Here is a 22,516-nt window from a genome sequence, read left to right as displayed (position 1 = left end):
GGGAGGGCGCCGGTGGACACGACGAAGGCTCTGCGGGAGATCCTGAGCGACCGGGTGGCCGTCCTCGACGGCGCCTGGGGCACCATGCTGCAGGGCGCGGGCCTCACCCCCGCCGACTACCGCGGCGACGTGATCGGCGACCACCCGCAGGACGTCACGGGCGACCCGGACCTGCTCAACCTCACGCGCCCCGACCTGATCCTCGACGTGCACCGGCGCTACCTCGCCGCGGGCGCCGACATCACCACGACCAACACGTTCACCGCGACCAGCATCGGCCAGGCCGACTACGGCCTGGGCCACCTGGTGCGCGAGATGAACGTGCGCGGCGCCCAGCTGGCGCGGCAGGCCGCCGACGAAGCAGGCGGCAAGTTCGTCGCCGGGTCGATCGGCCCGCTCAACGTGACCCTGTCCCTGTCACCGAAAGTCGACGAGCCCGCCTACCGCGCGGTCACCTTCGACCAGGTCCGCGACGCCTACGCCGAGCAGATCGCCGCGCTCGCCGAGGGCGGCGTGGACCTGCTGCTCATCGAAACGATCTTCGACACCCTCAACGCGAAGGCCGCCATCGCCGCCGCCCGCGAAGTCGCCCCGCACCTGCCGCTGTGGATCTCGGTGACGATCGTCGACCTGTCCGGGCGCACCCTGTCCGGCCAGACCGTCGAGGCGTTCTGGAGCGCGATCGAGCACGCCCACCCGCTGGTCGTCGGCGTGAACTGCTCGCTGGGCGCCGAGGAGATGCGCCCGCACGTCGAGCAGCTGTCGCGGCTGGCCGGCACCTACGTCGCCTGCCACCCCAACGCCGGGCTGCCCAACGCGTTCGGCGGCTACGACCAGACGCCGGCGGAGACCGCCCGGATGCTCGGCGAGTTCGCCGGCAGCGGCATGGTCAACATCGTCGGCGGCTGCTGCGGCACCGGCCCGGACCACATCGCCGAGATCGCGCGGGCGGTCGCCGGCGCGGCGCCGCGCGTGGTGCCGCCGCCGCGCACGCACACCCGGTTCAGCGGGCTGGAGCCGTTCGACCTCGGCGCCGACACCGGGTTCGTGATGATCGGCGAGCGCACCAACGTCACCGGGTCGGCCAAGTTCCGGCGGCTCATCGAATCCGGCGACTACCAGGCCGCCGTCGACGTCGCCCTGGACCAGGTCCGCGGCGGCGCCAACCTGCTCGACGTCAACATGGACGCCGACCTGCTCGACTCCGAGCGGGCGATGACCACGTTCCTCAACCTGATCGCCACCGAGCCCGAGGTGGCCCGGATCCCGATCATGATCGACAGCTCGCGGTGGAGCGTGCTGGAGGCCGGGCTCAAGTGCGTGCAGGGCAAGGGCGTGGTCAACTCGATCAGCCTCAAGGAGGGCGAGGAGCAGTTCCTGCACCAGGCCCGCCGCATCCGCGACTACGGCGCCGGGGTCGTCGTGATGGCCTTCGACGAGCAGGGCCAGGCCGACACCCGCGACCGCAAGGTGGAGATCTGCGGCCGCGCCTACGACCTGCTCACCCAGCAGGCCGGCTTCCCGCCCGAGGACATCGTCTTCGACCCCAACGTGCTCGCCGTCGCCACCGGCATCGCCGAGCACAACGGCTACGCCAAGGCGTTCATCGAGGCGCTGCCGCTGATCAAGCAGCGCTGCCCGGGCGCGCGCACCAGCGGCGGCATCTCGAACCTGTCGTTCTCCTTCCGCGGCAACGACGTCGTGCGCGAGGCGATGCACTCGGCGTTCCTGTTCCACGCGGTGCGCGCGGGGCTGGACATGGGCATCGTCAACGCCGGCCAGCTCGCCGTGTACGAGGACATCCCGGCCGACCTGCTGGAACTGGTCGAGGACGTGCTGTTCGACCGCCGCGAGGACGCCACCGACCGGCTGGTCGAGTTCGCCGAGACCGTCCGCGGCCAGGGCCGCAAGCGCGTCGTGGACCTGTCCTGGCGCGAGGCGCCGGTGGCCGAGCGGCTGCGGCACGCGCTGGTGCACGGCATCGTCGACTACATCGAAGAGGACACCGAAGAGGCCCGGCAGAACTTCGCACGGCCCCTGGAGGTCATCGAGGGTCCGCTGATGGACGGCATGAAGACCGTCGGCGACCTGTTCGGCTCGGGCAAGATGTTCCTGCCGCAGGTGGTCAAGAGCGCGCGCGTGATGAAGCGGTCGGTCGCCTACCTCGAGCCGTTCATGGAGGCGGAGAAGGAAGAGGCGCGGCTGGCCGGACGCGTGGAGCACGAGCGCGGCAACGGCAAGATCGTGCTGGCGACCGTGAAGGGCGACGTGCACGACATCGGCAAGAACATCGTCGGCGTCGTGCTGGGCTGCAACAACTACGAGGTGATCGACCTCGGCGTGATGGTGCCCGCGGCGAAGATCCTGGACACCGCGGTCGCCGAGAACGCCGACGCGATCGGCCTGTCCGGGCTGATCACGCCGTCGCTGGACGAGATGGTGTCGGTCGCGACGGAGATGCAGCGGCGCGGGCTGAAGATCCCGCTGCTGATCGGCGGCGCGACCACGTCGCGGCAGCACACGGCGGTGCGGATCGCCCCGGCCTACGACCAGACGACGGTGCACGTGCTGGACGCGTCGCGGGTCGTCGGGGTGGTGTCGGACCTGCTCGACCCGGACCGTGCCGCAGCGCTGGACTCGGCGAACCGGGCGGAGCAGGAGCGGCTGCGTGAGCAGCACGCGAGCAAGCAGCGCCGCCCGATGCTCACGCTGGAGCAGGCGCGGGCCAACCCGGAGCGGGTGTCGTTCGACGACCTGCCGGTGCCGTCGTTCACCGGCGTGCGCGTGGTCGAGCCCGGGCTGCCGGCGCTGCGGGAGATGATCGACTGGCAGTTCCTGTTCCTGGCGTGGGAGCTGAAGGGCAAGTACCCGGCGATCCTGGACCAGCCGGTGGCGCGCGAGCTGTTCGACGACGCGAACGCGCTGCTGGACGAGATCGTCGCCGCCGGTTCGCTGCGGGCGCGGGGCGCGTACGGCTTCTGGCCGGCGCACAGCGAGGGCGACGACATCGTGCTGGACAACGGTGTGCGGTTCCCGATGCTGCGGCAGCAGACGTCCAAACCGGACGGTCGCGCGAACCGGTGCCTGGCCGACTACGTGGCCCCGGCGGGAGACCACCTCGGCGGGTTCGCGGTGACGGTGCACGGGGCGGAGGAGCTGGCGCGCCACTACGAGTCCCGGCAGGACGACTACCGGGCGATCATGGTCAAGGCGCTGGCCGACCGCTTGGCCGAGGCGTTCGCCGAGTACATCCACCTGGAGGCCCGGCGGGAGTGGTTCGAGCCGGACGCGGCGCCGTCGCTGGCGGACCTGCACGCCGAGCGGTTCCGCGGGATCCGCCCGGCGCTCGGCTACCCGGCGAGCCCGGACCACAGCCAGAAGCGGGAGCTGTTCGAGCTGCTGCGGGCCGAGGACCTGGGCCTCGGGCTGACGGAGTCGTACGCGATGACCCCAGCGGCGAGCGTGAGCGGATTGATCTTCGCCCACCCGGAGTCCCGGTACTTCACGGTGGGCCGCCTGGGCCGCGACCAGGTCACCGACTACGCCCGGCGCCGCGGAGTGCCCCAGCCGGAAATCGAGAAGTGGCTGCGCCCGAACCTGGACTACGATCCCGCGGAGTGATGATCTCCGAGGAGCTCCGGGACACCGACGTGGTCACGGACCTGCAACTGTGGTTCCGAGCGCGAGATCTCGCCGCCGCGATGGACGGGTGCCGGCGACTGGTCGCCGACCTCGGGGCCCGGGGGATCGAGGTCGGTCCGGTCGACGGGGATCCGCCGGGCAGCTACTACGCGCGGGTGGCGGTTCGCACGCGGACGAACGCCGAGGAAAGCACGCTCGACGCGATCCAGCGCGTCGCCAGGTCGCAGTTGCCCGTCATCGGGGTGTCCCCGGAACTGCTCGAAATCACCGAGTCCCGGGGCCGGCCGCTCGTGTGCGTGCCCAGCGCCCGGATCGAGGTGCCGGCAGGGGCCGACCTGTCGGTGTACGTCGGGCGGGGGCGGGACCCGTTCGGCACGGAGGGTGCGGACCTCGACGATGTCGAGCCCCTCGGGCTGACCGAGGAGGAAGGCCGCGAATTCCTCGGCGCCCTCAAGGCCGCGACCACCGTGCAGGTCCTTGTGGTCGCCGAACTCGCGGAAGCGGATGCGATCGCAGCCCGGGAGCAGGTCCGGCGGATCGCGCGCACCCTGCGCCAGCAGGTCTTCCCCGCCGAGGGCGATGTCGAGGTGGGGGAGCCCAGGCGGCGGCCCAGCGGGACCGTCGAAGTCGCCGCGTCGGTGGGCGGGACGTCGATGAGTTCCTACGACACCGTGGTGGCGGCTTCCCGGGCGTTGCGGAACTTCACCTGGCTTGAACCGGAAGCTCTGAAGAGCGATCGCGAGGACTACGTCGCCGTCGAGGCGGTTCCGCAGGCGCAGTTCGTGCGGCTGGAGGTTCACGCGGCGACCGGACTCGGTGTGTTCGGCTGAGGGGTTTGGTCACCCGGTCAGGTGGTAGCCCGGCCCCAAGCAGGACTACTCACTCAACGGGGCGTGAGATGCATCTGGAATACGAGCACGCGGCGGCCTCCGGGCTGCGCCATTACGTCAGCGCGGTCGCCGAGGAACTGGGCTGCAGCGGCGAGGCCTACTACGCCCACCTGGACCCGCCGCCGGCCTACGCCTACCTCGCGCTGGACGACCGGCTGTCCGACCACCCCGGCCAGGACACGGCCCTGGTGTGGAACGAGCACGACGGCTGGGCCGTGGCGATCGAGACCACGGCCGGGCACGAGCTGAGCGTGGTGCGCTACCTGGGCGCCGAGCTGCTCCCGCCGCCGCCCGAGGTCGCCCGGTTCGTGGACGAGGTCTTCGCCGGACGCGCCCCCGACGCGGCGCCCGCGGGCACCACCGACGGCGCCAAGGTCCGCCAGCACCTGGCGACCTACGCGATCCCGTACCAGGAAAGGGCCACCCCGAGGCCGGGACGGCCGGTGGAGCAAGCCCGTCGCCGCCCGGCGCACTGACCTCCCGCTGGGGTCGGTGGCCCGCCGCGCGGTCCGGCGCACCCGTTGGCCGGGCAGCGACTGACGTTCATACATCGTCGTTGTGCGACGGTGGGGGTAGGAGGCGTGTGGCTGCGCGCCGCGCCGTTCGCGCTGCGGGCTGCCGCCCCGCAGGCGCCGCTCTCCAACCGCGCGGCGCCCCACCCACCTGCCACAGGAAGCGTTGCGGCGCCTGGCGATTTCGGGCAAACTGCCGCAATCGCACCACCTGGGGAGGCATCGTGGTCGCGCGCACCGGGGTCGTCGTCGTGGGGGCTGGGCCCGCGGGGCTCGCCGTCGCCAACGTGCTGCGTGACCGGGGGATCGGCTGCGTGGTCCTGGAGGAGCAGACCCGCGCCTTCATCGAGGCCCGCCCGCGCGCCGGGTTCATCGAGGAGTGGGCCGTCCGCGCGCTCGACGACCGCGGCCTGGCCGACACGCTGCTGTCCACCGCACCCAGCCAGGGCCGCTTCGAATTCCGGTTCGAAAACCGCCGCCACCCGTTCTCCTACGAGCAGTGGGCCGGGCAGCGGCACTTCGTCTACCCGCAGCAGTTCCTCGTCACCGACCTCGTCGCCCGGTACGCCGACCGGGGCGGTGACATCGAATTCGGGGTCCGCGACGTCGTCCTGCACGACATCGACTCGACCACCCCCTCGGTCACGTTCACCGACGCCGGCGGCACCGCCCGCCGCCTCGGTTGCGACTTCATCGCCGGCTGCGACGGCGCCCAGGGCGTCACGCGCCGTCACCTCGACGGCCGCTTGCTGACCCACGACTACGGCATCGGCTGGCTGGCGCTGCTCGCCGAAGCCGCGCCCAGCGCCGACGGCGTCCTGTTCGGCATCCACCCCCGCGGGTTCGCCGCGCACATGGCCCGCACCGCCACCGTCACCCGCCTCTACCTGCAGTGCCCACCCGGCGACTCGGCGGACAACTGGCCGCACGGGCGCGTCTGGTCCGAGCTGCACCAGCGGTTGGGGGTCCCGGACGGACCGCTCGTCGAGGGTGAGCTGATCGAGAAGCGCGTCCTGGACATGCACAACTACGTCATCGAGCCGATGTCCCGCGGCCGGCTGTTCCTGGCGGGCGAGTCGGCGCACCTGGTCGCCCCGATCGCGGCGAAGGGCCTCAACCTCGCCCTGCACGACGCGTTCCACCTGGCGGAGGCGATCGAGGCCCACTACGGCGGCGACGACGGCCCGCTGGAGCGCTACTCGGACACCTGCCTGGCCCGGGTGTGGCAGTACCAGGAGTTCTCGCAGTGGCTCTCGGACATCTTCCACAGCTCGACGCTCGACCCGCCGGCCGACCCGTTCCGCGCCCGGCTGGCCCAGGCCCGCCTGCGCCGTCTCCTCTCCTCGCCGGCCGCGGCGGCCTCGTTCGCCGAGATCTACATCGGCAAGGCCGCGGATTTCTGACCATCGCTGTACCGTGAGCCACGCGGCATGGCACGCTGCGGCCGTAACGAAACTCGCGACTGCGGAGTCTCCCCGGGCAAAGGCGCCCGAGGCGACGAGGAGGACCATGGCGGGGGACACGGACGTCGACGCCGACCTGATCGAGGCGGTCCGCGCGGGCGACCTGCTCGCCTACGACCGCCTCTTCCAGCGCCACCTGCCGGCCGCCCGGCGGGTGGCGTCGATGATGTGGCGGGACCGGTCCGAGGTCGACGACCTGGTGGCCGAATCCTTCCTGCGCGTGCTCGTGGCGATCCGCGACGGCGCCGGCCCGGCCGAGCGGTTCCGCCCCTACCTGCTGGTGACGCTGCGGAACCTGGCGATGGACTGGAGCCGCCGCCGCGAGCGGTGCGACCCGTGGGCCGCCGCCCGGGACGAGGGCGCGCCCGGTGTCGAGGAGATCGTGATCGACCGGCTGACCGGGGAGGTCGCGCGGTCGGCGTTCGAGACCCTGCCCCCGCGGTGGCGGTACGTGCTCTGGCACACCGAGATGCTCGGCACCCGGCCCGCGACGCTCGCCGGTGAGCTGGGCATGACCGCCAACGGGGTGGCCGCGCTGGCGGTGCGCGCCCGTGAGGGGTTGCGTCAGGCGTTCCTGCAGGCGCACGTGCCCGCGGCGGGTGTCGAGGACTGCCGCACCGTGCGGCGGCGGCTGGGCGCGTGGACGCGCGGCAAGGTGACCGCGCGGCAGGGCCGGGCGGTGTCGGCGCACCTGGCGGACTGCCCGAAGTGCCACCGGGTGGCCGCCGTGCTGGAGACCGTCAACGGCGGGTTGCCCGCCCTGGCGCTGGTGCCGCTGCTCGGTCGGTGGCTGGGCGGCGGCGGGGCGCCGGCGGCGTCGGTGGCCACCGGGGGAGCGGTGGCGGCGATCTCGAAGATGGCCGCGGCGGTGACGCTCGCCGCGGTCGCGGTCGCCGGGCCCGCGGTCGTTCCCGAGCGGTCTGCTCCGCCGCAGGTGCTGGCCGCGGCGCCGGTGCAGCCGACCACGCAGGGCCCCGCGGTGACCGTCCCGGTCGGTGCCACGCCGGAGGTCGCAGGCAGTGTCCCGGCGAAGGGCACCGCCGGCCCGGACAAGGGCACGGCGAAGAGCGACAAGGGTGAGAAGCCCACCGGCGCGGCGAAGAGCGCCCAAGGCCAGGCCAAGGCCGCCACCGCGAAGCCGGCGAAGGCACCCGAGCCGCGGCGTCCTGACTTCAAGCCTCATGAGCCCAAGGCCGGCAAACCCAAGCCACACGAGGCGAAGCCCCATCCCGCGAAGGCGCAGGGCTCGCCACCGAAGCGATAGCGGCTTCGCTGCCGCGAGCCGGAGCCGAGCCGCACGTCGCGCAGGCCGGGGGTGAGCAGGGCGGTCAGTTCGGCCACCAGGCCGTCCCCGCTCTGGTCGTCCAGGTCGCCGGCGAGGGCGGGGTGGTCCAGCGGACCGTCGACGGCCGTGGTCCGGTCATGCCGGCGGCCGGCCAACGGGCCGGACCGGGCTGGCAGGACCGGACGCGGCGGTGGGCGGGCGGTCGGACCTGAGCCAAGCCGGGCAGGCGCCGGAGCCGAGGATCAAGCAGCCGGCGAGCCAAGTCGCGCAGGCGGCCGCCCGGGGATCAAGGCAGCCAGCGCGCCGGGTCGGTCAGGACCGTCGCCAGCTCGCGGTACGCGGCGCCCGTCGCGCCGGGGGCGGGGGTGTTCTTCGCCGCGTGGATGGCCGGTGGCGTCCACCGCGCGGACAGCACGCGCTCCCGCAGCCGGCACTCCAGCTCCGGCCGCAGCAGGTCCGCCACCTGCGCCAGGTGCCCGCCGAGCACGACCGTCGGGATGTCCAGCACGTTGATCACCCCGGCCAGCGCCACCCCCAGCGCCCGCGCCGCCGCCGTCACCGCCTCCCGCGCCCGCGCGTCGCCGGAGGCGGCCAGTTCCGCCAGGTGCGCCGGGGTCGACGCGGGTGTCAGGCCGGCGGCGGCGAGCAGCGCGTCCCGGCCCGCGTAGGTCTCCAGGCACCCCGTGGACCCGCACCGGCAGGCCGGGCCGGCCGGGTCGACGCACACGTGCCCGATCTCGCCGGCCCACCCGTGCCGCCCGGCCATCACCTCGCCGCCGACGACCGCCGCCCCGCCGATGCCGATCTCGCCCGACAGGTACACGAAGTCGGGGAACGGCCCGGGTCTCCCGGGCGCGACCTCGGCGACCGTGCGGGCCGCGAGGCTGGCCTCGTTGCCCACCCGCAGCGGCAACCCGGCCACCGCCGCCGGGTCCAACAGCTCGGCCGGGCGCACGTCGGACCAGCCGAGGTTCGGCGCACGCAGCAGCGTGCCGGTCGCCGCCGCGACGATCCCGGGCAGCGCCAAACCGGCCCCGACCAGCCGCAACCCCTCGGGCAGCCCGCCCAGCACCCGCGCCGACAACGCGCCCAGCCGCTCCAGCGTCGCCGCCGGATCGCTTTCCACCAGGTCGGCGTACTCCAGCGACTCGGCGACCACCCGGCCCCGCAGGTCGACCACCCGCACCGCGAGGAACCCGGCGTTGACCTGCAGCCCGGCCGCGGCCAGCCGCGAACCGGGCACCAGCGGAGTGGCCGGACGGCCGCGCCTGCCGCCGCCGTCCGGCTCGATCTCGCCGAGCACCCCGCCCGCGACCAGCTCGTCGGCCAGCCGGGTCGCGGTGGTGCGGGTCATCGAGGTCGCCGCCGCCACGTCCGCCCTGGACAGCGGACGCGCCGACGCGCACACCGTGCGGGCCACCAGCGCCAGGTTGCTCGCCCGGAGGCTGGACTGGCGGGCGCTCGTCTGCTGATCGAGAGCGGTCACGGCGGCGATCCTAACCGGAGCACTGTTTTCGTCCAGCCGATGGACGAATTCAGCCGATGAGGTGCTCGAGCGCGAGCTGCTGCAGCTGGACGAACCCGTAGTCGCGCTGGGCGGCCTTCTCCGGGTCGAAACCGTCGTCGGTGGCCAGGAAGTCCGCCACCGACTCGCCCGCGCCCAGCGTCGGCTCGGCCAGCTCGAGGATCCCGGCCCGGTCCCACGCCTCGCGCACGCGCGGGTCCTCGCGGAACGCCTTCGCCTTCTCCGCCAGCATCAGGTACGTCGCCATGCACGCCCGCGCCGAGTCCCAGATCCCGTCCAGGTACTCGGTGCGCGAGGGCTTGTAGTCGAAGTGCCGCGGGCCGGTGTAGCGGGGGGCGTCCGGCGAGCCGGGGAAGCCGTTCTCCAGCAGGTCGACGGTGAAGAACGCGGAGATCAGGTCGCCGTGGCCGAACACCAGGTCCTGGTCGTACTTCAGGCCGCGCTGGCCGTTGAGGTCGATGTGGAACAGCTTGCCGCTCCACAGCGCCTGGCCCAGCGCGTGCGTGTAGTTGAGGTTGGCCATCTGCTCGTGCCCGGTCTCCGGGTTGAGGCCGACGATGTCGCCGTGCTCCAGCTGGGCGATCAGCGCGAGCGCGTGCCCGACGGTGGGCAGGAAGATGTCGCCGCGCGGCTCGTTCGGCTTGGGCTCCAGGCCGATCCGCAGGCCGTAGCCCTGCGACTTGATGTAGCCGGCGACGGTGTCCAGGCCCTCCTTGTAGCGCTCGAACGCCGCGTAGAGGTCCTTCGAACCGTCGTACTCGGCGCCCTCACGGCCGCCCCACATGACGAACGTGCTCGCGCCCATCTCCGCGGCGATGTCCACCGCCTGCAGCACCTTGCGCAGCCCGAAGCGGCGCACGCCGCGGTCGTTGGAGGTCAGGCCGCCGTCCTTGAACACGGGGTGGCTGAAGGTGTTGGTGGTGACCATCTCGATCACCAGGCCGGCCTTGTCCGCGGCGTCCTTGAGGCGGCCGGTGAGGCGCCGCTTGGTGGCCAGGTCGGCGTCGAACGGGAAGACGTCGTTGTCGTGGAAGGTGATGCCCCACGCGCCCAGCTCGGCGAGCTTGTCGGAGTACTCCCACGGGTCCAGCGCCGGGCGGCTCGGGCCGCCGAAGGGGTCCGTGCCGGTCCAGCCCACGGTCCACAGGCCGAACGAGAACTTGTCCTCAGGGGTCGGTTGGCGCACCATCGCAGCTCCTCCGGGTTTTGTTTTCCGGAGTAACTTATTTGCGCTGGCGCGGACAGTCAAGGGGCCGGGCGGCGAAGTCGCCACCCGGCCCCTCGTGGTCTCCGGTGTCAGTCGGCCGAGGGCAGCCGCTCACCCGTCTCCGGGTGGAAGGCGTGCACCTCTTCGGCGTCGCCGACCGCGATCTGCACGGTCTCGCCCAGCTGCGGCGGGCGGCGCCCGTCGGCGCGGACCACGAACCGCTCGACGCGGTCGCCGATCTTCACGCCACCGTGGATGTAGGCGTCCGCGCCCAGTTCCTCCACCAGCTCGACGGTCAGCTTCGCCGCCGGCTCGCCCGCGCCGGCCAGCCGCAGCGACTCCGGCCGCAGGCCCAGCGTCACCGACTCCACGCCGGCCGAGCGCGCGGCGGCCAGCGTCGCGCGGGGGAGCGGCACGGTCAGCCCGTCGACCTGCGCGCCGTCCGCGGTGAGGGCGACGGTCTTGAGGTTCATCGCCGGCGAGCCGATGAACCCGGCCACGAACGCGTTGCGCGGGCGCTCGTAGAGGTTGCGCGGCGTGTCGCACTGCTGGAGCTTGCCGTCCTTGAGCACCGCGACCCGGTGGCCCATGGTCATGGCCTCGACCTGGTCGTGGGTCACGTAGATGGTGGTGGTGCCCAGGCGCTTCTGCAGCGCGGCGATGTTCGCGCGGGTCTCCACGCGCAGCTTGGCGTCCAGGTTGGACAGTGGCTCGTCCATCAGGAACACGGCCGGCTCGCGCACGATGGCGCGGCCCATCGCGACGCGCTGGCGCTGACCGCCGGAGAGCGCTTTCGGCTTGCGGTCCAGGTACGGGGTCAGGTCGAGCAGGGCGGCGGCCTCGCGCACCCGCTCGGCGATCTTGGCCTTGGACACGCGCTTGAGCTTGAGCGCGAAGCCCATGTTCTCCGCGACGGTCATGTGCGGGTAGAGCGCGTAGGACTGGAACACCATCGCGATGTCGCGGTCCTTCGGCGGGACGGCGGTGACGTCCTTGCCGTCGATGTGGATGGCGCCCTCGTCGACGTCCTCCAGGCCGGCGAGCATGCGCAGCGCGGTCGACTTGCCCGAGCCCGACGGCCCCACCAGCACCAGGAACTCGCCGTCGGCGATGTCGAGATCGAGGCTGTCCACGGCCCGGACCGGCGGGTTGCCGGGGTAGAGCCGCGACGCCTGCCGGTAGCTGACCTCAGCCATGGGGACCGCCCTTTCGCGTCACGTCGTTGTCCCCGCCTGTCTATCCGGGCGCGGGGCGCGGCCGCCAGAGTTCGTCAATTCACTAAACTGACGAACTGTGGAGGCGATGGGCGCACAGGCGATGCGGCGGCACAACGTCGCCCTGGTCATGGAGCTGATCGCGCGGGACGCGCCGGTTTCGCGGGTCGAGCTGGCACAGCGGACCGGGCTGACCAAGGCGACGGTGTCCAGCCTGGTGGCGGAGCTGACCGCGGCGGAGCTGGTGCGTGACCTCGGGCCGGAGCCGGGGCGGGTGCCGGGACGTCCGGCGGGGCGGCTGGTGCTGGACCCGTACGGGCCGGTGGCGCTGGGTCTGCAGTTCGCCTCCGGCCACATCGCGGGGATGATCCTGGACCTGTCCGGGCGGCCGCTCGCGCGGCAGCTGCGGCGGTTCGACGTGGCCGGGGCGGGTGCGGCAGACGGGGTGCGGGCGGCGCGACCGGTGCTGCGGCGGCTGTTCGACGAGGCGACCACGGCCGGGCGACTCGTGGCTGGGGTCGGCGTCGCGGTCGGGGGCCTGGTCTCGGGCGGGCTGGTGTCGGCGTTGCCGCTGGGCTGGCGCGAGGTCGACGTGCGGGCGCTGGTGGCGGGCGAGTTGCGGGCGCTGGACCTGCACGGGCTGGATGTCCTGGTGGCCGGCGAGGTGGCATGCGCGGCGCTGGCGGAATACCAGGCCGGGGCGGCGCGGGACTGGCTGTACCTGGGCGGCGAGGAGGTCATCGGGCTGGCCCCGCTGAACCCAGCGGCGGAGCTGGCCGGCGACCTGGGGCACGTGCCAGTCCGGCGGCGGGGCGAGCCGTGCCCGTGCGGGGGGCGCGGTTGCCTGGAGCTGTACGCGGGACGGGCCGGGATGGCAGCGTCGGCCGGCGTGCCGGATGCGGGGGCGGCCCGGTTGCTCGGGGTGGAGGAACCGCTGGTCGCGCGGGTGCGCGCGGGGGACCCGGCGGCGGAGCGGGCGGTGGACCGGGCAGCCGAGGCCCTGGCCGATGCGCTGGTGGGGGTGCGCGCACTGCTCGCCCCGGAGACGATCGTGCTGGGCGGACGACTCGCGGCCTTCGGAGAGCCCTTCCGTCAGCGCGTGGTGGAGCACCTGGCGCCCGGACTGACGCTGCGCCCCGCGAAACTGGGCGCGGACGCCGCATTGCGCGGCGCGGCGGGCAGCGTGATCGCCCGGGTGGTCGCGGACCCCCTCGCCTGGATCGAGGGCTGAGCGGCCGGGGGCGGACTCGCCTTGGGGACGCCGGGACCGGGAGAACGCCGACCGAGGCGCTACCCCCGGTGCAGCGCTGGGAGGGGCGAACACGGCGCGGGGAAGGGAAACCACGGCGCCGGGGGCGGCGACTTGTGCCCACGGTGGTGAAATCCCGGCACGAGGGGCCAGCACGGCGTGGACAGGTCGGCACGCTGTCAGACTGGGCGGCGGAGGCTGGGGCTGTCCGCCGTCGACCCGCTCGAGCTGTTCCGTGTGCCGGCTCGGTGGGGCGGCGGGTGCCCGGCTACTCCCAGACCACCACGTTCCGCCGGACCGGTGTGGATCCCGAGTTCGACGCGAACAGCTCCGGCTTCCGGGCCCGGATGCGTTCGATGTCGGCGAAGACTTCGCGTAGGTGGGTGCGCATCGTGGCGCGCGCGAGGGGCACGTCGTGGGCCACCACGGCGCTGAGGATCGACTCGTGTTGGCCGGCGAAGACCTCCGGCGTGTTCGCCTCGTAGAGGCCCAGGCGGCGGGCCCGGTCGAGGTGTCCCTTCGCCGAGACGACCGTCGGCCAGGCGCGGTCGTGTCCGCTCAGCTCCAGCAGTCCCCGGTGGAACTCCTCGTCCAGCGCGAAGAACTCCTCCAGGTCGATGCCGGGCTCCCGCTGCCGCGCCAGGTTCGCCTCCAGCGCGGCCACCACATCGGCGTCCGGCGTCTCCGGCAGGTCCTCCAGCGCCGCCAGCTCGACCGCCTCCCGCAGGAACTGCGCGTCCGCCACCCGCTGCATGTCCACCCGCGACACGAACGAACCGACCTGCGGGAACACCTGCACCAGGCCCTCCTCGGCGAGCAGGATCAGGCTCTCCCGCACCGGCGTCCGGCTCACCCCCAGCGCCGCGGCCAGCTCGTTCTCCGACAACGCCGCCCCCGGCGCCAGCGCCAGCGTCAGCACCTTCCGCCGCAGCGTCTCGTACACGACCCGCCGGTTCGTTCGCGCTCGCTCCGTCACCACACCGACACTAGCCGACAACCCTGCCCGACTAGTTGACGCTCTGCGCGACAGATGCTTGTATACCAGTGCTGCCACACAGAAGGAGCGAACGTGAGCACGATCGAGCGGGCCGAGGTGTTCGTGGCCTCGCCGGGCCGCAACTTCGTCACCCTCCGCCTGACCACCTCCGACGGCGTGACCGGCCTGGGCGATGCGACCCTCAACGGCCGCGAGCTGGCCGTCGCGAGCTACCTGCGCGACCACGTCGTGCCGCTGCTCATCGGCCGCGACCCGGCGCGCATCGAGGACGTGTGGCAGTACCTCTACCGGGGCGCGTACTGGCGCCGCGGCCCGGTGACCATGACCGCGATCGCCGCCGTGGACACCGCGCTGTGGGACATCAAGGGCAAGGTCGCCGGCCTGCCGGTCTACCAGCTGCTGGGCGGCCGCTCCCGGGACGGCGTGCTGGTCTACTCCCACGCCAGCGGCGCGGACGTCGCCGAGCTGCTCGACGACGTCGCCCGCTTCCGCGAGCAGGGCTACCACGCCATCCGCGCCCAGGCCGCCGTGCCCGGCATCGGCGGCAGCTACGGCGTGCGCAAGGGCGTGGTCTACGAGCCCGCCGCCACCTCGCTGCCGGACGAGCAGCCCTGGTCCACCGAGGCCTACCTGGACTTCGCGCCCACCTACCTGGAGGCCGTCCGCGAGAAGTTCGGCTTCGGCTTCCACCTGCTGCACGACGTCCACCACCGCCTCACCCCGATCGAGGCGGCCCGGTTCGGCAAGCGCGTCGAGGACTGCCGCCTGTTCTGGATGGAGGACCCGACCCCGGCGGAGAACCAGGAGGCGTTCCGGCTGATCCGGCAGCACACCACCACGCCGGTCGCGGTCGGGGAGAACCTCTCGTCCATCTGGGACGTCCAGCACCTGATCACCGGGCAGCTCATCGACTACGTCCGCACCACCGTCGTGCACGCCGGCGGCATCACCCACCTGCGCCGCATCTTCGACCTCGCCGCGCTCTACCAGGTGCGCACCGGCTCGCACGGCGCCACCGACCTCTCGCCGGTCACGCTCGCCGCCGCCGTGCACGTGGACATCTCCGTGCCGAATTTCGGCATCCAGGAGTACATGCCGCACGTCCAGGAGACCGGCGAGGTCTTCCGCAGCGGGGTCACCTTCGCCGACGGCATGCTGCACCCCTCCGAGGAGCCCGGCCTGGGCGTCGAATACGACGAGAAGGCCGCCGAAAAGTTCCCCTACCAGCCGCGTTACCTGCCGGTCGCGCGCCGTCTCGACGGTTCGGTGCACGACTGGTGAGGCTCGAACTGTCCACACTGGACGCGCTGAAGCCGGAGAGCCGTCCCCAGGCCGACCCGCGCGACCTCGCGCCCCGGGTCGTCCACTTCGGACTCGGCGCCTTCCACCGCGCGCACCAGGCCGTCTACACCGAAGCCGCCGCGGCCGCCTCCGGCCAGCCGTGGGGGATCGCCGTGGTCAACCCGCGGTCGCCCGAGCCGGTCGAGCACCTGCGGGCCCAGGACTGCCTGTTCTCGGTCACCGACCGGCGCACCCGCGTGGTCGGCTCGGTGGTCGAGGCGCTGCACATGGTGCCCGACGCCGGCCGGGTCGACCAGCTGCTCACCTCGCCTGAAGTGACCGTCGTGACCCTCACCGTCACCGAGAAGGGCTACTTCCGGGACCCCGCCACCGGCCGCCTCGACACCACGCACCCGGAAATGGCCGCCGACCTCGCCGGTCGTCCGCCGCGCACGGTGATCGGCCGCCTGGCGACGTCGCTGGCGAACCGCTTCCGCCGCACCGGCGCCCCGATCAGCGTGGTGTCCTGCGACAACGCGGCCGGCAACGGCGGCGCGCTGGCCGAAGTGGTCACCGGATTCGTCGCGGCGAGCGACTGGCCCGACCGCGACGCCGTCCAGGACTGGCTGCACACCGCGGTCGCCTTCCCGTCCACCGTGGTCGACCGCATCGTCCCGGCGGTCACCCAGGCCGCCAAGGACGCCGCGGAAGCCGCCCTCGGCGTGCGCGACGAGATGGCCGTCGCCGCGGAGCCCTACCGCCAGTGGGTGCTCGAGGACACCTTCGCCGCGCCGCGCCCGCCGTGGGAGCTGGACGGGGCGCGATTCGTCCCCGATGTCGAGCCCCACCAGCTGATGAAGCTGCGGCTGCTCAACGGCTCCCACTCGGCGCTGGCCTACCTCGGCCTGGCCGCGGGTTGCCGGACCGTCGCCGACGTTCTCGCCACCGGGTGGGGTGAGCGGGTGGTGCGTGGCTTCACGGCGGAGGTCGCGCCGACCCTGCCCGCCTCGGACCTGGACGTGCCCGCCTACGTCGACGCCCTGGTCGAGCGGTTCGCCGATCCCGCGATCGGCCACCGGTTGCGCCAGATCGGGTCGGACGGCTCGCTGAAGATCGCCGAACGCTGGCTGCCCGTGCTGCGGGAGCGGGGTGGCGCCGGACCGGTGCTGGCCCTGGCACTGGCGGGGTGGGCTCACGCGACCCGCGCCGGTTTCGGCACCACCGATCCGGCGGCCGGCACCCTGGCCGCGTGCTGGGACGGGGCGCCGGACGCGACGACGGCGGTCGCCCGGCTGCTCACCGCGGTCGGCGGCGCCGACCTGGCCGGCGACCCGGCACTGGTGGCCTCGATCGCGCAGCGCCTGCCCGAGGTCGAGGCCGGGCGGATCGAACCGTAGACCGCCCCACATCCGTGAAGCAAAGGAGCGCACGATGACCGACAGCACCCAGACGGCGCCGGGAGGGGCCGTGACCCGAACCACCCGGGACCTCAGCCGGGCCGCCATGTCCGGCTGGCTCGGCACGGCGATGGAGTTCATGGACTTCCAGCTGTACTCGCTGGCCGCCGCGATCGTGTTCAACAAGATCTTCTTCCCCGGCGTCAGCCCGGCGATCGGCCTGATCGCGGCGATGGCGACCTACGGTGTCGGCTACGTCGCGCGCCTGGCCGGCGCGGTCTACTTCGGACGGATGGGCGACCGGATCGGCCGCAAGAAGGTCCTGTTCATCACGATCGCGCTGATGGGGGTGTCCACCACGCTGATCGGAGTGCTGCCGCCGTACGCCACGATCGGCATCGCCGCCCCGATCCTGCTGGTCGCGCTGCGGCTGGTCCAGGGCTTCGGCGCGGGCGCGGAAATCGCTGGGGCGACCGTGATGCTCGCCGAGTACGCGCCGGCCAAGCGCCGCGGCCTGATCGCGTCGCTGGTGTCGCTGGGCACCAACTCCGGCACGCTGGCCGCGTCCGGCCTGTGGGCCGTGCTGCTCGCGGTGCTCTCCGACGAGCAGCTGCTGAGCTGGGGCTGGCGCCTGCCGTTCCTGCTGAGCTTCGCGCTGCTGATCCTCGGCGTGTGGATCCGGGCCAACCTCAAGGAGAGCCCGGTGTTCGAGGAACGGCCGGACGTGGTCGACGGCGTCGCGTTGTCCCGCAAGGAGATCGAGGAGGCCGGCGAGAGCGCCATCGAGGCCGGTCTCAAGCAGCGCAAGGGCAAGTCGTTCCTGCTGGCGCTGGGGCTGCGGTTCGGCCAGGCCGGCAACTCCGGGCTGGTGCAGACGTTCCTGGTCGGCTACATCGCCACCGAGCTGGCCGTGAACAAGTCGGTGCCGACCGCCGCGATCGTCTACGGCTCGCTGCTCGGGTTCGTGACCATCCCCGTGGTGGGCCTGCTGGGCGACCGGTTCGGCCGCCGCCCGGTCTACCTGGGACTGTCGCTGCTGACGGTGGTGATCGCCGCGCCGATGATGCTGACGATCGCGCACGGTGGCACCGCCGCGCTGACCGTCGCGATGATCGTCGGCCTCAACGTCGGCGTGCTGGGCCTGTTCTCGCTGGAGAGCGTCACCATGGCCGAGTTGTTCGGCTCGCGCACCCGGTTCACCCAGCTCGCCGTCGCCAAGGAGATCGGCGGCATCCTCGCCACCGCGATCGGCCCGGTGCTGGCCGCGTCGCTGACCGCGCTGACCGGCCACTGGTGGCCCATCGCGGCGATGCTCGTCGCCTACTCGCTCATCACGTTCGTCTCCGCCTACCTCGCGCCGGAGACCCGCGGGCGTGACTTGGTCCGTCTGGAGGACGCCGCATGAGAGCCGCCGTCGTGCACGGCCCCGGGGACGTCCGGATCGACACCCGGCCGGACCCGGCGCCCGGCCCGGGCGAGGTGCTGGTCGCGATGGAGTGGGGCGGCATCTGCGGCTCCGACGTCGCCTACTGGCGGCACGGCGCCTCCGGGACGGCCGTGCTCAAGCACCCGCTCGTGCTCGGGCACGAGGTCGCCGGACGCGTGGCCGGGCTCGGCCCCGGCGTGACCGGCGTCGAGCCCGGGCAGCCGGTGACGGTGCACCCGGCCGAGCCCGTCGGCGACACCACGCTGCCCGCGCGGATCGCCGGGCGCACCAACCTGCTGCCGCGCGTGCGGTACTTCGGCTCCGCCGCGTTCCACCCGCACACCGACGGCGGGTTCAGCGAGCTGCGGGTGGTGCGCGCGGACCAGCTGCGGCCGTTGCCGGACGGCGTGAGCACCCGGCAGGGCGCGCTGGCCGAACCGCTGGCCGTGGCACTGCACGCGGTCCAGCGGGCCGGCGACGTCACCGGCCGCACGGTGCTGGTCAACGGCGCCGGACCGATCGGGTGCCTGGTCGCCGCGGCCGCGAAGCACCGCGGCGCGGCGACCGTGATCGCGGCGGACGTGACGACCTCGGCGCTGGCGATCGCACGCCGTCTCGGGGCCGATGAGGTGGTCGACCTAGCCGCCGGGGACGCCCTGCCCGAGGACGTGGAGCTGGTCTTCGAAGCCTCCGGCGCGCCCGCAGCGCTGGGCGGCGCGCTGCGGGCGACCGCGCGCGGCGGGACGCTCGTGCAGGTCGGGAACCTGCCCGGGGAACCGGCCACCGCGGTTCTCGGCGATCTGGTCACCCGCGAGATCACCTGGATCGGCTCGTACCGGTTCGTCGACGAGATCACCGACGCGGTGCGCGCCCTCGGCGACGGGCTCGACGTGTCGCCGCTGATCACGCACACGTTCGACCTGGACCAGGCCGGCGAGGCGCTGGCGGTCGCGGCCGGCCGGGACAGCTGCAAGGTCCTCCTGCGATTGGGTGACTCATGACGGTCGTGACGCTGGGCGAGACGATGGCCCTGTTGTCCACTCCGGCCTGGGGCCGGGTGACCGGCGGCTCGGCGCTGCCGGTGGGCATCGGGGGAGCGGAGTCCAATGTGGCCATCGGGCTGGCGCGCTTGGGCGTGCCGTCGACGTGGATCAGTCGCGTCGGCGACGACGCGTTCGGCGCGCTGGTGACCCGGGAGGTCCGCGCCGAGGGCGTGCGGGTGCTCGCCGAGCGGGATCCGGAGGCGCCGACCGGGCTGATGGTGAAGGAGATGCGCGGCGGGAAACCGTGGCGCGTGCGCTACTACCGCCGGGGCAGCGCCGCGTCGCGACTGTCCCCTTCGGACATCGAGCCCTCGGTCGTCGCGGAGGCCGACGTGCTGCACGTCTCCGGGATCACCGCGGCACTGGGCCCGGGGCCGCGGGAGACGCTGGACCACGTGATCGGGCTGGCGCGGGCCGCCGGGACGCGGGTGTCGTTCGACGTCAACTACCGCGCGACGCTCTGGCCGCCGGCGGAGGCCGGGCCGGTGCTCGCGCGGCTGGCCGCCGCCGCGGACGTGGTGTTCGCCGGGCCGGAGGAGGCCGCGCTGCTGCTCGGCCGGGAGCCGGTTCGCGAGCCGTCGTTCGGCCGGGGCGAGGACCTGGCGCGGGAGCTCGCGAAGACCGGGCCAGGCACGGTGGTGGTCAAGCTCGGCGCGCTGGGTTCGGTGGCCTTGCACGGCGATGAGGTGCACCGGGCCGAGGCGGTGCCGGTGACCGTCGTCGATCCGGTCGGCGCGGGCGATGCGTTCGTGGCCGGGTACCTGAGCGGGCTGGTGTCGGGTGCGGATGTGCGGCAGTGCCTGCGGCTCGGCAACGCGGCGGGCGCCGCGGTGTGCCGGGTGCCGGGCGACTGGGAGGGCCTGCCCACGCGCGACGAACTGCGGGCCGAGGAGCCGGTGGAGGTGGTCCGGTGAGCCTGCTGTCGCGGTGCCCGGTCGTGCCTGTGGTGGTGCTGGACGAGCCGGAACAGGCTCTGCCGCTCGGGGAAGCGTTGCTGGCCGGGGGCATCGACGTCGTCGAGATCACGCTGCGCACGCCCGCCGGCCTGCCGGGCATCCGGCGCCTGTCGGCCCTGCCGGACCTGCTCGTCGGGGCGGGATCGGTGCTGCTTCCGTCCCATGTGGACGCCGCGGTCGACGCGGGCGCGCGGTTCGTGGTCAGCCCCGGCGTGTCGGCGGACGTGGTCGGCCGCGCGGCCGAGCGGGGCGTGCCGGCGCTGCCCGGGGTGGCGACGGCGACCGACCTGATGGCGGTGACCGCGCTCGGGCTGGACGAGGTGAAGTTCTTCCCGGCCGGTCTGCTCGGCGGGCCGGCCGCGATCCGCGCGCTGGCCGCGCCGTTCCGCGACCTGGCGTTCATGCCGTCGGGCGGGGTGACCGCGCAGACCATGGGGGAGTACCTGGCGCTGCCGATGGTGCCCGCGGTGAGCGGCAGCTGGATGGCCGAGCCCGCCCTGCTGCGCGAGCGCCGCTGGGACGAGGTGACCGCGCGGGCGGCAGCCGCCGTCAGACGGTGACGACCTATCGCCCGCGCGCGCACCCGGGACACCCCGACCTTCTAGGCTCGGCGCATGATCGTGCTCCTCGTTCCCGGGTTCTGGTTCGGCGCGTCCTCGTGGCGCGAGGTCGAACCCGCGCTGACCGCCGCCGGCCACACCGTGCGCGCGCTGACCCTGCCCGGCCTGGACGCGGCCGGAACCGACCGCGCCGGGATCGGCGTGCGCGAGCACGTCGAGGCCATCGTCGCGGCGATCGACGCCGAGGACGAACCGGTGGTGCTCGTCGGGCACTCCGGTGGCGGTCCGCTCGCCTACGCGGCCGCCGACGCCCGGCCCGATCGCGTCGTGCGGATCGTCTTCGTCGACGCCGGACCGCTGACCAGCGGCGCGTCCATCAACGAGGCCCTGCCCGCGGACGGCGCCGACGTGCCGCTGCCGGACTGGACGGCGTTCGAGGAGGCCGAGCTGGCCGGGCTCACCGGCGAACTGCGCGACCGGATGCGCGCCGAAGCCGTGCCCGAGCCGGTCGCGGTGACCCGCGACCCGGTCGAGCTGTCCGACGAGCGCCGCCGCGCCATCCCGGCCACCGTGATCTGCACGTCGATGCCGTCCGCGCAGGTGCGCGAGCTGATCGCCGCGGACCACCCGTACGTGCGCGAACTGGCGGCGATGCGGGACGTGGAGCTGGTGGACCTGCCGACCGGGCACTGGCCCCAGTTCAGCCGGCCGGCGGAGCTGGGCGCGCGGATCGTGGCGGCGCTGGGGTCCTGACTATCCGATGTGGACCGTCGGCGCGTGGTGGACCGGGAAGTTCACCGAGTTGGCGATGAAGCACAGCTCGTGCGCCCGGTGGTGCAGCTCGGCGGCCTTGTCCGCCAGTGCCTCCTCGGCGATGGTGACCTCCGGGTTCAGCGTCACCTCGGTGAAGTGCCCGCCGCCGCCCGGGGTTTCGGCCATGCGGCCGGTCGCGGTGTCGCGGTAGCCGGTGACGGTGATGCCGTGCCGCGCGCACAGCGCGAGGTAGGTCAGCAGGTGGCACTGCGACAGCGCCGCCACCAGCAGCTCCTCCGGGTTCCAGCGCGCCGGGTCGCCGAGGAAGGCCGGGTCCGCGGTCGCCGCGATGGGTGGTTTGCCCGCGGCGGTGACGTCGTGGCCGCGGTCGTAGGCGCGGTAGCCGCCGGCGGTGGTGCCGGACCAGGTGACGGTGACCTGGTAGCCGTGTTCCTTGCTCATCGCGGTGTTCCTCCGGGGAGTGCGGACAGGGTGCTCAGGACGTGGTCGCGAGCGAGTGCCGCGGCCGTCGCCGCGTCGCCCGCGGTGATCGCCGCGACGAGGCGGCGGTGCTCGTCGTCGACCTGGCCGGTGCGGCTCGGCGCGGCCAGCGAGTCGCGGGTGGAGACCACGATCCGGTCCCACACCCGGTCCAGGAAGCCGAGCGCGAGGGAGTTCCCGGACAGCACCGCGATGTGCCGGTGGAACTCGCGGTTGTGCCGCACGCCGGTGGCCAGGTCGCCGTCCCGGGTCGCGCGGTCGGCGTCCTCGGCGTGGCCGGTCAGCCGGGCCAGCGCGGCGGGTGCGATCTCGCCCGCCTGCTGACGCCGCGCGGCCAGCTCCGCGGTAAGCGCTTCCAGGCTGGCGCGGACGAGATATGCCTCGCGCAGTTCCCCGTCGCTCAGCCGGACCACCGTGACCCCGCGCTGCCCGCTGGCGACCAGGCCGTCGCTCTCCAGCCGGCGCAGCGCCTCCCGCACCGGGGTGCGGCTCACGGCGAGCCGCTGGGACAGGTCGAGTTCGGTCAGGCGCCCACCCGGCGGGAAGGCGCCGCCGACGATCAGCTCCCGCACGCGATCGTAGGTCGTCGTCACGGGATGCACTGTATACAATGAA

At 73.5% G+C, this 22,516-nt stretch carries 19 protein-coding genes; 13 read left to right on the top strand and 6 right to left on the bottom strand.

Annotated elements, in window-relative coordinates:
* Positions 1-12: 12 nt before the first annotated feature.
* The 5 genes from metH (at position 13) to IE290_RS07820 (ending at position 7,771) form a co-directional block, all read left to right on the top strand.
* Positions 13-3,621, top strand: a complete 3,609-nt coding sequence (gene metH, locus IE290_RS07840) for a methionine synthase (RefSeq protein ID WP_191243761.1) — start codon at positions 13-15, stop codon at positions 3,619-3,621.
* Positions 3,618-4,472, top strand: coding sequence for a hypothetical protein (locus IE290_RS07835; protein ID WP_191243760.1), 855 nt, complete (start codon positions 3,618-3,620; stop codon positions 4,470-4,472). The genes metH and IE290_RS07835 overlap by 4 nt, the downstream gene beginning before the upstream one ends.
* 68 nt (positions 4,473-4,540) lie before the next feature.
* Positions 4,541-5,008 carry a DUF6292 family protein gene (locus tag IE290_RS07830; RefSeq protein ID WP_191243759.1) on the top strand — a complete coding sequence of 156 codons (468 nt, stop codon included), beginning with the start codon at positions 4,541-4,543 and terminating at the stop codon, positions 5,006-5,008.
* Between the two features lie 260 nt (positions 5,009-5,268).
* The gene (locus tag IE290_RS07825) at positions 5,269-6,447 is read left to right on the top strand and encodes a 4-hydroxybenzoate 3-monooxygenase (protein WP_191243758.1); all 1,179 of its coding nucleotides are present in this window, start codon (positions 5,269-5,271) and stop codon (positions 6,445-6,447) included.
* Positions 6,448-6,553: 106 nt separating this feature from the next.
* Positions 6,554-7,771, top strand: coding sequence for a sigma-70 family RNA polymerase sigma factor (locus tag IE290_RS07820; RefSeq protein ID WP_191243757.1), 1,218 nt, complete (start codon positions 6,554-6,556; stop codon positions 7,769-7,771).
* A gap of 307 nt (positions 7,772-8,078) precedes the next feature.
* Here the strand turns inward: IE290_RS07820 and IE290_RS07815 are convergent, their stop codons facing one another.
* The 3 genes from IE290_RS07815 to IE290_RS07805 all read right to left on the bottom strand — a co-directional run bounded on the left by IE290_RS07815 (position 8,079) and on the right by IE290_RS07805 (position 11,720).
* Positions 8,079-9,278 carry an ROK family protein gene (locus tag IE290_RS07815; protein ID WP_191243756.1) on the bottom strand — a complete coding sequence of 400 codons (1,200 nt, stop codon included), beginning with the start codon at positions 9,276-9,278 and terminating at the stop codon, positions 8,079-8,081.
* Positions 9,279-9,327: 49 nt separating this feature from the next.
* The gene (gene xylA / locus IE290_RS07810) at positions 9,328-10,506 is read right to left on the bottom strand and encodes a xylose isomerase (RefSeq protein ID WP_191243755.1); all 1,179 of its coding nucleotides are present in this window, start codon (positions 10,504-10,506) and stop codon (positions 9,328-9,330) included.
* Positions 10,507-10,613: 107 nt separating this feature from the next.
* Positions 10,614-11,720, bottom strand: coding sequence for an ABC transporter ATP-binding protein (locus tag IE290_RS07805; protein WP_191243754.1), 1,107 nt, complete (start codon positions 11,718-11,720; stop codon positions 10,614-10,616).
* A gap of 106 nt (positions 11,721-11,826) precedes the next feature.
* Between IE290_RS07805 and IE290_RS07800 the strand changes: the two genes are divergently transcribed.
* Positions 11,827-12,969 carry an ROK family transcriptional regulator gene (locus IE290_RS07800; RefSeq protein WP_191243753.1) on the top strand — a complete coding sequence of 381 codons (1,143 nt, stop codon included), beginning with the start codon at positions 11,827-11,829 and terminating at the stop codon, positions 12,967-12,969.
* Positions 12,970-13,255: 286 nt separating this feature from the next.
* On the opposite strand, the gene IE290_RS07795 is transcribed toward IE290_RS07800, so the two are convergent.
* The gene (locus IE290_RS07795; protein ID WP_229874298.1) at positions 13,256-13,963 is read right to left on the bottom strand and encodes a GntR family transcriptional regulator; all 708 of its coding nucleotides are present in this window, start codon (positions 13,961-13,963) and stop codon (positions 13,256-13,258) included.
* Positions 13,964-14,056: 93 nt separating this feature from the next.
* On the opposite strand from IE290_RS07795, the gene manD reads away from it, so the two are divergent.
* Genes manD through IE290_RS07760 form a run of 7 tightly spaced genes read left to right on the top strand, consistent with a single transcriptional unit; the run spans position 14,057 to position 21,400 of the window.
* Positions 14,057-15,265, top strand: a complete 1,209-nt coding sequence (gene manD / locus IE290_RS07790; RefSeq protein WP_191243751.1) for a D-mannonate dehydratase ManD — start codon at positions 14,057-14,059, stop codon at positions 15,263-15,265.
* Positions 15,262-16,662 (top strand): mannitol dehydrogenase family protein, encoded by a 1,401-nt coding sequence (locus tag IE290_RS07785; RefSeq protein ID WP_191243750.1) that lies wholly within the window; start codon positions 15,262-15,264, stop codon positions 16,660-16,662. The genes manD and IE290_RS07785 overlap by 4 nt, the downstream gene beginning before the upstream one ends.
* Before the next feature lie 34 nt (positions 16,663-16,696).
* Positions 16,697-18,067: an MFS transporter gene (locus tag IE290_RS07780; RefSeq protein ID WP_191243749.1), complete on the top strand. Its 1,371-nt coding sequence runs from the start codon at positions 16,697-16,699 to the stop codon at positions 18,065-18,067.
* Positions 18,064-19,089 (top strand): L-idonate 5-dehydrogenase, encoded by a 1,026-nt coding sequence (locus IE290_RS07775; protein ID WP_191243748.1) that lies wholly within the window; start codon positions 18,064-18,066, stop codon positions 19,087-19,089. Before IE290_RS07780 ends, IE290_RS07775 begins: the two co-directional genes overlap by 4 nt.
* Entirely contained in the window at positions 19,086-20,045 is a 960-nt protein-coding gene (locus tag IE290_RS07770) for a sugar kinase (RefSeq protein WP_191243747.1), read from the top strand. The genes IE290_RS07775 and IE290_RS07770 overlap by 4 nt, the downstream gene beginning before the upstream one ends.
* Positions 20,042-20,647 carry a bifunctional 4-hydroxy-2-oxoglutarate aldolase/2-dehydro-3-deoxy-phosphogluconate aldolase gene (locus tag IE290_RS07765; protein ID WP_191243746.1) on the top strand — a complete coding sequence of 202 codons (606 nt, stop codon included), beginning with the start codon at positions 20,042-20,044 and terminating at the stop codon, positions 20,645-20,647. The genes IE290_RS07770 and IE290_RS07765 overlap by 4 nt, the downstream gene beginning before the upstream one ends.
* Before the next feature lie 54 nt (positions 20,648-20,701).
* Positions 20,702-21,400 carry an alpha/beta fold hydrolase gene (locus IE290_RS07760; protein WP_191243745.1) on the top strand — a complete coding sequence of 233 codons (699 nt, stop codon included), beginning with the start codon at positions 20,702-20,704 and terminating at the stop codon, positions 21,398-21,400.
* On the opposite strand, the gene IE290_RS07755 is transcribed toward IE290_RS07760, so the two are convergent.
* Positions 21,401-21,862, bottom strand: a complete 462-nt coding sequence (locus tag IE290_RS07755) for an OsmC family protein (protein ID WP_191243744.1) — start codon at positions 21,860-21,862, stop codon at positions 21,401-21,403. It lies immediately after the preceding gene.
* Complete coding sequence (locus tag IE290_RS07750; RefSeq protein ID WP_191243743.1) at positions 21,859-22,494, bottom strand: GntR family transcriptional regulator; 636 nt, start codon at positions 22,492-22,494, stop codon at positions 21,859-21,861. Before IE290_RS07750 ends, IE290_RS07755 begins: the two co-directional genes overlap by 4 nt.
* Between the last annotated feature and the right edge of the window lie 22 nt (positions 22,495-22,516).

The organism is Amycolatopsis deserti (genome assembly GCF_014653945.1).
Lineage (GTDB): Bacteria > Actinomycetota > Actinomycetes > Mycobacteriales > Pseudonocardiaceae > Amycolatopsis_E > Amycolatopsis_E deserti.
Note: the sequence above shows the minus strand (reverse complement) of the source record. Positions and strands in the feature narration are given on the sequence as shown.

What these genes read in the sequence shown, in the direction of transcription:
- IE290_RS07830 (WP_191243759.1), top strand. Translation starts at nt 4,541, where the DNA reads ATGCATCTGGAATACGAGCACGCGGCGGCCTCCGGGCTGCGCCATTAC.
- IE290_RS07820 (WP_191243757.1), top strand. Translation starts at nt 6,554, where the DNA reads ATGGCGGGGGACACGGACGTCGACGCCGACCTGATCGAGGCGGTCCGC.
- xylA (WP_191243755.1), bottom strand. Translation starts at nt 10,506, where the DNA reads ATGGTGCGCCAACCGACCCCTGAGGACAAGTTCTCGTTCGGCCTGTGG.
- IE290_RS07805 (WP_191243754.1), bottom strand. Translation starts at nt 11,720, where the DNA reads ATGGCTGAGGTCAGCTACCGGCAGGCGTCGCGGCTCTACCCCGGCAAC.
- IE290_RS07800 (WP_191243753.1), top strand. Translation starts at nt 11,827, where the DNA reads ATGGGCGCACAGGCGATGCGGCGGCACAACGTCGCCCTGGTCATGGAG.
- IE290_RS07780 (WP_191243749.1), top strand. Translation starts at nt 16,697, where the DNA reads ATGACCGACAGCACCCAGACGGCGCCGGGAGGGGCCGTGACCCGAACC.
- IE290_RS07775 (WP_191243748.1), top strand. Translation starts at nt 18,064, where the DNA reads ATGAGAGCCGCCGTCGTGCACGGCCCCGGGGACGTCCGGATCGACACC.
- IE290_RS07770 (WP_191243747.1), top strand. Translation starts at nt 19,086, where the DNA reads ATGACGGTCGTGACGCTGGGCGAGACGATGGCCCTGTTGTCCACTCCG.
- IE290_RS07760 (WP_191243745.1), top strand. Translation starts at nt 20,702, where the DNA reads ATGATCGTGCTCCTCGTTCCCGGGTTCTGGTTCGGCGCGTCCTCGTGG.
- IE290_RS07755 (WP_191243744.1), bottom strand. Translation starts at nt 21,862, where the DNA reads ATGAGCAAGGAACACGGCTACCAGGTCACCGTCACCTGGTCCGGCACC.